Origin of the sequence: Corynebacterium sp. EPI-003-04-2554_SCH2473622 (genome assembly GCF_001665955.1) — a bacterium.
GTDB classification, from domain to species: Bacteria; Actinomycetota; Actinomycetes; order Mycobacteriales; family Mycobacteriaceae; genus Corynebacterium; species Corynebacterium pseudodiphtheriticum.
On record NZ_LZMN01000043.1, the window covers coordinates 86,472 to 96,549 of the forward strand.

The window sequence follows — 10,078 nt, forward strand, 5'->3', positions numbered from 1 at the left end:
TACGCTTCGTTGAAAGCTTTTTGCCCCGGCTAATAAGAATGCTGGATAGGCAGTTAAGATGAGTAATATGTATGCCATCATGACCGTGACCGGCGCGGACAACACCGGAATTATCGCTTCTGTTAGTACTGCTCTCGCGGAGTTAAACGTTAATATTGTCGACGTTTCACAAACCCTTATGTCTGGTTATTTCACGATGATTCTGCGCGTGGAATTCGATGATGAAGCCTTGTCGATACCGCAGATTCAAAAGCGTATGGAAGCCGTAGAAAAAGAAACCCACCAAGTTATTCGCATTCAGGCTGAATCGCTGTTTACCGCGATCAACGAAATTTAGCACCACCTAGCGCAGGAAAACTACACTATGCCATTTTCTTTTAAGAATGCTCAGATCGTCGATACGATCGAGATGATCGAAAAATATCGTCTTGATATTCGTACTGTGACCATGGGTATTTCATTACTCGGTTGCACACGTCCGACGATGTCTGCCACCTGTGATGCGGTGTATGACCGAATCGTTACCCGTGCGTCACGGCTAGTTGAAGTATGCGAAGGAATCGAAGCTGAACTCGGAATTCCGATCGTAAACAAGCGGATTTCAGTTACGCCAATTTCTTTGATTGCAGCCGGTGTTGAAGGCAACCCCGCCGATATAGCCCACGCGCTTAACAAAGCAGCCAATGAAGTCGGGGTTAACTTTATAGGTGGATACTCTGCACTCGTTGAAAAAGGTACCACCGAAGCAGACCGTCGACTCATCGAGTCCATCCCGGAAGCTCTGTCGCAATCGGAAGTGGTATGCGGCTCAGTGAACATTGCATCCTCCCGCGCGGGCATCAATATGGATGCTGCCCGACACATGGGCGAGGTTATTAAAACCGCCGCCGAATTAAGCAAGGACGATTCTGCGATCGCCTGCGCCAAATTAGTGGTGTTCGCCAACGCTGTTGGCGATAACCCGTTTATGGCAGGTGCTTTCCATGGCGTGGAAGAACCTGATTGTGTGGTTTCCGTCGGTGTATCTGGCCCTGGTGTCGTCGATCGGGCATTGGGCAGCCTGGAGGGGGCAAGCCTGGATCAAGTTGCGGAAGAAATCAAGAAAGCAGCTTTCAAGATCACCCGCGCTGGTCAACTAGTTGGCAATTTGGCTTCACAACGGTTGGGTGTTCCGTTTGGCATCGTCGATCTTTCGCTTGCACCGACTGCCGAACTCGGTGACAGCGTCGCTCATATCCTCGAACACATGGGATTAGAACAAGTCGGAACCCACGGCACAACTGCTGCTCTGGCATTGCTGAACGACGCGGTGAAAAAAGGCGGCATGATGGCATGCTCGCGTGTCGGCGGCTTATCAGGGTCGTTCATTCCTGTCTCTGAGGACAAAGGAATGATCGATGCTGTGCGTGCTGGCAGCATCAGCATGGACAAATTGGAAGCAATGACCGCAATTTGTTCGGTCGGTTTCGATATGATTGCACTTCCTGGTGCCACATCTGCAGAAACTATCGCAGGGATGATCGCAGATGAGGCCGCAATTGGTGTGATGAACCATAAGACCACGGCGGTGCGTGTTATTCCTGTGCCCGGTGCCGCAGTAGGCGATGAAGTCGATTTTGGTGGTCTTCTCGGCTACGCACCGATCATTCCTGTCAACACCGTCGGCAATCGCGAGTTCATCCACCGCGGTGGGTTCATCCCAGCCCCGGTACACGGATTCCGCAATTAATAGTTGGTTTATCGGGCCTGTCAGATTGGCAGGCCCTTACGCCACTACAGAACTAGCCAACTATGCAGACAGTTCCTTGCGTTGTGGAAGCCGGGAGTTGCCTAGGTCGACGCGGCGACCTTCTTCACTGCCCGCGTGCATCGCTTCTGGATCGACCGCCCGCGAATTCTGTCGGCCGTTTCGCAGTACCAAACCTGCCTCGTGAACATAGTCGTGCATGAGTTTTTCTGCAGCGCTGGCGTCATCAAGCAATGCGACCTCTGCTCCCTGGCCAACTTGGGACGCGGTGTCCTGGTCCGCCTGCTCAAGCAAATCAAAGACGCTATTTGAAAACCCCATCATCCAGGAAGTTTTCAAGCGTTTCGTATGCGCGGCATCACGCGCGCCGTGATTCGCAGCGTATTTTGTTGATCCCGCCGACATGTGCAAGTTAAGCATGGGAAAGAGCATTTTCACCCTCTCGAGATGCCGGGGCACACCAAAAACCAATCCGAAAGAGTTGTGCCGACCGGTGCCGCTACGCTCATAAAGGACCCGACAATGCAGAGCACTAGCGATATGTGCAAGCAGCTCTCGCTGCTGCGGCTTGTAGCTACCAGTTAATTCCCATTCCCACGTGGTCTGTCCTGCCGAGTCCGCATCTGCTTGATTGCGTACATCATCGGGATCTAAGGCGTATTTTGCTGCCAACTCAAAAGCTTTCACCCGGCACAAATCGCCTTCCGGTGTGCCTTCACAGGCAGCAGCACGGTCCAGCAAGTTCTTAATACGGTTCCGATATTTATCGAGGCTCAATGGATAGTCCTTTCTCGTGTCCTATCCCAATAGACTGTGCGCACCAGGCTGTGGTTCCACGACCACAAAATCACACAGACACATCCCGCGTGGTTGTGCCAGCTTAGGCCAATTCCACGATCTCCATATATTCGTCGCTCCACATATCTTCATCACCGTCTGGCATGATGATGACCCGCTCCGGTTCCAGTGCTTTGACCGCGCCGGGGTCGTGGGTAACCAAGACGACGGCACCAGTATAGGTCGCCAAAGCATCCAATACCTGTTCCCGCGATATCGGGTCCAGGTTGTTGGTGGGCTCATCCAACAACAAAACATTCGCCCGGGAAGAAACTAAGGTAGCAAGCGATAAACGCGTTTTCTCACCGCCGGAAAGTGTACCTGCGGGTTGTTCCAGTTTGTCACCAGAGAACATGAAAGCACCGAGCAGACTGCGAAGCTCCTGCTCATGGGCGTCAGGGCAGGCAGAAATTGTGTTTTCCCAGACTGTCCGATCAGGATCGATGGTGTCGTGTTCTTGGGCGAAATAGCCAATGCGTAAGCCATGGCCGGTGACGATGCCGCCTTCGCCGTCGGTGCGTTCCTCGCCGGCAAGCAATTTCAACAATGTAGTTTTACCGGCGCCGTTGTACCCAAGAACGACGACGCGGGAGCCTTTATCAATCGCCAGATCGACACCAGCGAAAACTTCCAACGAACCATACATTTTGGTCAGTCCCGTCGCATGCATCGGGGTCTTGCCGCACGGAGCTGGCTCTGGGAACTTAATGGATGCGACCTTATCGTCTTGGCGGACCTCATCCAGATTGCCCATCATTCGCTCTGCACGAGCAAGCATTTGTTTTGCAGCGGCCGCTTTCGTAGCTTTGGCACCCAATTTCGCTGCTTGCTTTTGCAGCGCCGATGCTTTCTTTTCGGCATTCGCCCGTTCGCGTCGACGGCGTGCTTCATCGGTGGCACGCGCGTCGAGGTATTTCTCATAGCCCATGTTGTACACATCGGCTTCCGAGCGCACGGCATCCAAAAACCACACTTTGTTGCAGACGTCGCGAAGCAGCTCAACGTCGTGACTAATCATGACCAAGCCGCCTTCGTGCTTCGCCAAAAACGAACGCAACCAGGAAATGGAGTCAGCATCCAAGTGGTTGGTTGGCTCATCGAGCAACAACGTGGTTTGTGACTTTCCTGCCCCGCTGGTGGCAGCAAACAAAATCTGTGCCAGCTCTACACGACGACGCTGACCACCCGACAACGTCTTGAGTGGCTGGTCCAAAATTCGTTGTTCGAGCCCTAAGTTGTCGCAGATCGTGGCTGCTTCCGAGTCCGCTTCATAACCACCAAGGCTGTGGTATCGCTCTTCCAATTTGGAGAACTTGGTGATGGCTTTGTCTCGCTTGTCATCATCTAAGGTGGTTTCCATAATCTGCTGTTGCTTATCCAAGGACTTGCGCAGCTCGTCAAGCCCGCGTGCTGACAGGACGCGGTCGCGAGCAGTTTGCTCGATGTTTCCCTCACGAGAATCTTGCGGAAGGTAGCCGATATCTCCCGAAATGCGTACTTCACCAGCATAGGGTTGGGTTTCGCCAGAAAGAATGCGCATGGTGGTGGTTTTTCCCGCACCATTGCGGCCGATTAATCCGATGCGATCCCCTGGCTGCACCCGAAGATGCTGGCCAGGAGCATGCAATAAGGTACGGGCACCGGCGCGGACTTCGAGGTCTTGGCTAACAATCACGACCAGCCAGTTTAGCAGTCGCCACGGTTTATTAATAACCGTAGTGAGCTGGAAGTTTGGCGCGATATATCGAGCAAACGCTATAGTGAAAACGTTGCCGCAGAGCCCTTGATCGGATTTCTGGGCAACAACGGGCTGTAGCGCAGTTTGGTAGCGCACCACACTGGGGGTGTGGGGGTCGCAGGTTCAAATCCTGTCAGTCCGACAAAAGCCCTGCTCAGAGCAGGTTTTTAGGATAACCTAACACCCTGTTTTTCAGTTGTTTAACCCGGTGATAAGGCGAAAACACCTTACGGGGAAAATTTACCACACCACCAAGCGCCGGGTGTGGTTTGAACCCGTTTCTGCACCGGATTGGGCACAAATTGGGCACAAAAAACACGGGAAACGTGAGGCAACTATCCTCCGGCAACTGGCAGGCCAGATACACCGGACCGGACGGGCTACGCTACACAGCCCCAAACACTTTTGCGAGCAAAGCGCTAGCCATAGACTACGTGGAAACCCAACAGGCCAAAATACGTCTGAACCTGTGGGAACCACCGAAACCGGCCAAACAACCGACCGGCGACCTCAGCGTTGTGCAGTGGTGCCAACAGTGGCTAGCCAGCCACAGGCCACGGCTACGGGATTCATCTCACACCACGTACCAAACGGTTCTGAGAACCCGAATAGAGGGCTATCCCCCGTTCCACAAGCTCAGGATCAGCAAACTATCCAAAGACCACGTACGCACGTGGTGGCAGGCGATGGTGGCACTCACCCCCGAAACAGGCAACCGCAACAACAAGGCCTACAAGCTGCTCAGAACAGCCGTAGACGCGGCTGTAGACGCCGGGGTACTGGAAACCAACCCGGTGGTTATCAAAGCCTCACACAGGCGTACAGCGCCGCTAAAACACAAGCAGCTACCCACCGATCAGGAACTGTTGGCGATACTCAACAACACCCCGGCGCGCTACCGGCTTGCCGTGGCTTTGTGCCTGTTCCACGGGTTGCGCGTGGGTGAATGTTTGGCGTTGCAGCGTCGCCACGTGGTGCGCGTGGCAAACGGTTGGGTTGTCAGGGTTGAAGCAACCCTGGTTCGTGTTCCCGATCACACGGGCCGCATGGTGATGAAACGGCAACCACCCAAAACACAGGCAGGGTACCGTGATGTTCCGATACTCAAAGAACACCGGAGCCTGGTTGTCAAGCACCTGGCCGAATACGTCGAACCCCGTCCTGAGGCTCTGGTAACCACCACAGCCACCGGTGGCACCGTGATGGACACAAGTTTCAGATCAGTGTTTCACCGTGCCAAAAGCAAAGCCGGGGTTAGCAGCGAAATCACCCCGCACTACGGACGCAACTGGCTTATCACCCGGTTGGCAGAACAACAGGCAACACCCACCGAAATAGGCAGAATCCTTGGTCAATCGGATCTGTCCACCATTTTGCACACGTACATGCGCGTGCGAGAGCACAGGCCGGGTGAGCTTATGGCTGCTGTGAGCATAGAATCCACAGACCACCACCGCGCCGGGTAGCTTGTGCACCCGTCGAATGTTTTAAGACAAGCCCCGTGGCTTGTGCACGGGGCAACCATCAACAACCCCGGTGGTGCAATCCACCGGGCTGTTAGTCAGGTAGCTACTCAAAAATGAGTAGCAACTACAAGTGACATAAAACACATTGGGCTACGGTGACAGCCGTAGCACACGGTTGGGTGTTGGACACTGTTGGCTTCGGCAACGGTGGACAACCAATGTTGTGTAACGCGGGCCTGTTTGGCCCGCTGTTGGCTTATCAGACACAGGGGTTGGTATCCCCTGTGGACCAATCAAAAACAACCGTAAGCCCTACGCTCTTGTGGCTTCGGGCTAACCATAAACAACCACAGGCCGTGTTGGTCCACGGCCGAAGAAAAACTGTTTACACAGCGAACCACAGGGTTCGCTTGTTGGTTACACCATCGGCAACCCTCCGGTTGCCTCTAACATGGTTCAACCCCTTTGTTGGGGTTTCACCCAAACCAATCCACCTACCGGCCGTTGATACGGCCTTACGGTGGTCGTATCACCACAGCCCCAACGGCTGTGATGCTACTCACTTTAGAAATGGTTTAGGCGGCCTCCGAAGGCCGCCATAACAACAGTTGGTTGTTCACCTACGAACACGCCTGTTGGTTCAGGCGTATTCTTCGGTCCAACAGCTCAGACGTTTAGCAGCCCCGGCGGGCTGCCAAAGTCTTTCGCTTGGTATCGTTCACCCCTCCGGAGAATCGGCGCGAAGCCGCCGTAGGGGTTCACTCAGTGGGGGGATATATAAGGGGGGGGGTGCAGGTTGCAGGTGCATCGCTGTGACCTGCATAAACGCTAGAGAGTGCAACCGCGCCGGGTTGCACCGAAAAGCCTGTGACCTGCACTTTTACAAAACAGTGCAACCTATGAGGTGCATCACATTCTAAGCTTGTCGCCTGCCTCGTAGCAGCCTTTAGCCCGTGGATTACTGGACTTAACCAACAGGCCAGACCTAACCAGTTCAGGCAACCTTTTGCCACTCAACGTTTTAGCACTTAGCCCTGCATCGCTAGCAATATCCTTAGCCACAGCGGTAACGGTGGTTGCTTTGGAGCCTACAGCCAGCCGCGCTATTGCAGCGTTGTTGTCAAGGGTTTGGCTATCCCTTTGCCTGCCAGCCTCCGGCTTATCGTCGCTGTCATCAACCAGCGTCAACCCCTCCGGGGCAAGCATCGCCTGCAACCGTTCGCCTTCCCCGTGGTTGCCCAACATCACAATCTCACGCAACGGGTTGGACAGGTTGCGCTCATCCGGCCTGTGCACCTCAACACGGGTGCGTGCGAACTGTGTGGCAGCACTGTTTCCGGCGGGCCTGTGAACGGGTTTCCCCTCGAATTTGGAATCCGACGAGTGACCAACCAGCAGCGCCGGAACACCCAACGAGTCCAAAAACCGCCACAAACCAACCCACGGTTCACGCACGTTAATGTTTTGATCCGCGGGTACAAGCCCGGTGGCGTGGTCGAACACAGCGAACCCGTAGTCACCGTTAACAAACAGGTCTGCAACCTCTGCAAGCTGTTCAGGCTCCGGGGCAATCCCAACCGGAACCAACCCCACCCGGTCATCATCGGCAACACCCAAATCGTTCAGGCGTTGATGGTACGCGTAGGCATCACCCGCGTCTGTTGTGACAATCACTACCCCGTCAACCGTCTTTAGCGGTTGCCTACCCAAAAACGGCTTACCGTCCAACACACTGGCCACAATATTGGCCACAACAAACGATTTACCCACCTTCGACTGTCCGTAAAGGTACGTCAACGAACTGGACACAAGGCCAGGGATCAGAAAAAACCGCGCCGGGTCATCTGGTTCATCAGCCAACTCTGCCAATGTTTTAAGCCCCAAACGATGCTTAGCCAACGACGCCACCCCGGCGTTGGTGAGTTCGCCGGTGGAATCGTCAAAGTAGACACAAGACTGCTTTTCAGCGGTTAACACAAAAATCCTTTCACACAACAACAATGGACACAGCCACCCCGAAGCAGCCGTAAAACATGCCACAACGGGGTTGGCACAGCTCAGACGGGCCTAACCGACGGCCTCAAACTCTGGTTCACGCATGAACGTGTGCATGTACTGGCAAAACAGCATCTCAACAGGTTCACCCACAGGTTTAGACTGTTTGACTGGTTGTGTCCAACACGCTTTTGTGAGCTGTTCCACCGTCGCTGGGTCAGCCGGGTGTTCACGGCTGGCCAGGAATTGGACAAGGTGTTTGCTGTGTTTTTGCTTGTTGCAGCTGGCACAGCACGGGATCAGATTGGTTTTGGCGTGGCCTTTGGACCCTTTCAGACACAACGGTTCCAAATGGTCAATGTTGAAAAACTCAGGTGCGTCTTTGTCCATGCTCAGGACAACACCACAGTACGCACAGCTGTTGGGATCCAAGCCCCGGCGCGTCCACTCTTTCAGCACCTGTTCCTGTGTAACCCGGTAGTTCCGGCGTCCAAGCTGCCTAGCCTGTCTTGCACCGTTGTACAGGCGGCTTTGCAGCGGGGTTCGATCTTTGCCACCTGAACGGTTGGCTGCCAGCTTGCAATCGCGGCAACGGTTTTCGTAGCCGCGGTAGTTGGACTTGTTGGGTGCCATCTGTGTTTCGGGTTTGACCTCGTTGCACGTTCTGCACCGGCGTTTACCCTGTTGTGCGAGCTGTTCGCGTTCGGTGTTGTAGTCTGACTTGTGCAAGTGTTAACCTCTTTCTTGGTTGTGGAGCGGTTTGTTTTTCCACGGGCTTGCACCCCGTGAACACCGCTGTTGTTTGAACAATGAGCACAGCCTGTTGGCTGCTGTTTGCTGCCCCGGTCCATCTGATCCGTTTGCTGCGTTGCATGACCGTGGACAAGGCTAGCCCCTCCAAGTTACTCTTAGCCGAAGGCGAAAGCAAGATAACCGCTTGTGGTGTTTGTCACCTTAGAAACCTGTACAAGACCGGAGACCCGCATTACCTTGCGGTCTGGAACCCGGGGTGAGGGTATACCCCGTGGGGTACACCAACAACACCCGCTACAGGCCCGTCTGAGGCGTTAAACCACCGTGGCAAGGCAATCCCCCAACCGCTTACCTAAAATCGCTTAAACGAGCGTACAGCCAAAACGGCTTTGCAAAACACCCGGTCACAGCCTCGCAAAAACAGCTAAAAACGGCTGGACCAACAGGTACAACCCACCAACCGGTAACCCTGTGCCTGTACCCGGTAGCCGGGGCTGTACCCCGGCGGTAGCACCCGCCTAGCCAACCGGACCAAGCCGGTGCACCTGCACCCGGCAACCCCGAAGCCTGTGCACGCCACAGCCCAACCGAGGCCACCGGAGCGTGTACCCACCCAGCACCCCAGCACCCGCCGGTGCACGGGGCACCGGAGGCCACAGCACCCCGCGTGTGTCCGGCAACCGGTAGCAGCGGTACCAACGAGACCCCATTGCCTTACAACCCCGGCGCGCCGGGGAACCAACCCAACCACGGTTGTCCAGTGTCTAACCGTGTGTCCAATCAGGGTATACCCAGAATGCACACTCACCGGGTAAACAAAACACCGTAAAAACAGGGTGGTTAACAACCCGTTTTGACACGTGTACACCCGGGTCTTAGACTTTGTTTAAACACACAGCGTCGGAACAAGCAAAGGAACACCACCGCTATGGCTATCGTCGGATACAAACGAGTTTCAACGGTTGAACAAAACACCAACCGACAGTTGGACGGGGAACACATTGACAAGGTGTTCATCGACAAGGCCAGTGGCAAAAACAGTCACCGGCCACAGCTGCAAGCAGCCTTGGACTACGTGCGAGACGGTGACACTCTGGTTGTGCACAGCATGGACCGGTTGGCCAGAAACCTTGACGATTTGCGCAGCATCGTAAAACAGCTCACCACCGACGGTGTTCGTGTACGTTTCGTCAAAGAATCACTAACGTTCACGGGTGAAGATTCCCCAATGAACACCATGCTGTTGTCTATGCTTGGTGCGGTTGCAGAGTTTGAACGGTCCATGATTCTGGAACGTCAACGTGAGGGAATAAAAATTGCCCAACAACAGGGCAAATACAAAGGGGGCAAACCAAAACTCAGCGACCAACAGGTTGCAGAACTCAGGGCACGCAAAACCGGAGGGGAAACGGTTACAGCGCTAGCCAAAGAATACGGTGTGACACGCGCCACCGTGTACAACTACCTGGCCAACCGGTAACCAACCCCGCCGGGAACACAACCCCGGTGGGTTTTTGTAGGTCAGGATTTTTCCCCAAAATT

General features: G+C 54.5%; 8 protein-coding genes, 1 tRNA gene and 1 pseudogene. 6 read left to right on the plus strand and 4 right to left on the minus strand.

Annotated elements, in window-relative coordinates; genetic code table 11:
• Positions 1–67 precede the first annotated feature (67 nt).
• Both A5774_RS05245 and A5774_RS05250 read left to right on the plus strand, forming a co-directional pair.
• On the plus strand, positions 68–337 hold the full coding sequence (locus tag A5774_RS05245; RefSeq protein ID WP_027017955.1) for an ACT domain-containing protein: 270 nt from the start codon (positions 68–70) through the stop codon (positions 335–337).
• Positions 338–364: 27 nt separating this feature from the next.
• Positions 365–1,729 carry a PFL family protein gene (locus tag A5774_RS05250; RefSeq protein WP_021353934.1) on the plus strand — a complete coding sequence of 455 codons (1,365 nt, stop codon included), beginning with the start codon at positions 365–367 and terminating at the stop codon, positions 1,727–1,729.
• A gap of 60 nt (positions 1,730–1,789) precedes the next feature.
• On the opposite strand, the gene A5774_RS05255 is transcribed toward A5774_RS05250, so the two are convergent.
• Positions 1,790–2,524 carry a hypothetical protein gene (locus tag A5774_RS05255; RefSeq protein WP_064833682.1) on the minus strand — a complete coding sequence of 245 codons (735 nt, stop codon included), beginning with the start codon at positions 2,522–2,524 and terminating at the stop codon, positions 1,790–1,792.
• 103 nt (positions 2,525–2,627) lie between these two features.
• Positions 2,628–4,259: an ABC-F family ATP-binding cassette domain-containing protein gene (locus tag A5774_RS05260; RefSeq protein ID WP_034646078.1), complete on the minus strand. Its 1,632-nt coding sequence runs from the start codon at positions 4,257–4,259 to the stop codon at positions 2,628–2,630.
• 131 nt (positions 4,260–4,390) lie between these two features.
• On the opposite strand from A5774_RS05260, the gene A5774_RS05265 reads away from it, so the two are divergent.
• The 3 genes and pseudogenes from A5774_RS05265 (at position 4,391) to A5774_RS05270 (ending at position 5,788) form a co-directional block, all read left to right on the plus strand.
• Positions 4,391–4,464, plus strand: a tRNA-Pro gene (locus tag A5774_RS05265).
• A gap of 376 nt (positions 4,465–4,840) precedes the next feature.
• Positions 4,841–4,999: pseudogene (locus A5774_RS11945) on the plus strand (hypothetical protein); the annotation flags it as partial.
• A gap of 9 nt (positions 5,000–5,008) precedes the next feature.
• Positions 5,009–5,788: a tyrosine-type recombinase/integrase gene (locus A5774_RS05270; protein WP_231892351.1), complete on the plus strand. Its 780-nt coding sequence runs from the start codon at positions 5,009–5,011 to the stop codon at positions 5,786–5,788.
• A 909-nt stretch (positions 5,789–6,697) separates the two neighbouring features.
• Here A5774_RS05270 and A5774_RS05275 read toward each other — a convergent pair.
• Both A5774_RS05275 and A5774_RS05280 read right to left on the minus strand, forming a co-directional pair.
• Complete coding sequence (locus tag A5774_RS05275) at positions 6,698–7,765, minus strand: AAA family ATPase (RefSeq protein WP_064833684.1); 1,068 nt, start codon at positions 7,763–7,765, stop codon at positions 6,698–6,700.
• Positions 7,766–7,855: 90 nt separating this feature from the next.
• The gene (locus tag A5774_RS05280; RefSeq protein ID WP_156519549.1) at positions 7,856–8,416 is read right to left on the minus strand and encodes an HNH endonuclease signature motif containing protein; all 561 of its coding nucleotides are present in this window, start codon (positions 8,414–8,416) and stop codon (positions 7,856–7,858) included.
• A gap of 1,048 nt (positions 8,417–9,464) precedes the next feature.
• Between A5774_RS05280 and A5774_RS05285 the strand changes: the two genes are divergently transcribed.
• Positions 9,465–10,016, plus strand: a complete 552-nt coding sequence (locus A5774_RS05285) for a recombinase family protein (protein WP_064833688.1) — start codon at positions 9,465–9,467, stop codon at positions 10,014–10,016.
• The last annotated feature ends 62 nt before the right edge of the window (positions 10,017–10,078 follow it).

Bases quoted from the DNA above. Each gene is read 5' to 3' on its own strand.
- A5774_RS05245 (WP_027017955.1), top strand. From the start codon at position 68: ATGTATGCCATCATGACCGTGACCGGCGCGGACAACACCGGAATTATC.
- A5774_RS05250 (WP_021353934.1), top strand. From the start codon at position 365: ATGCCATTTTCTTTTAAGAATGCTCAGATCGTCGATACGATCGAGATG.
- A5774_RS05270 (WP_231892351.1), top strand. From the start codon at position 5,009: ATGGTGGCACTCACCCCCGAAACAGGCAACCGCAACAACAAGGCCTAC.
- A5774_RS05280 (WP_156519549.1), bottom strand. From the start codon at position 8,416: ATGGCACCCAACAAGTCCAACTACCGCGGCTACGAAAACCGTTGCCGC.
- A5774_RS05285 (WP_064833688.1), top strand. From the start codon at position 9,465: ATGGCTATCGTCGGATACAAACGAGTTTCAACGGTTGAACAAAACACC.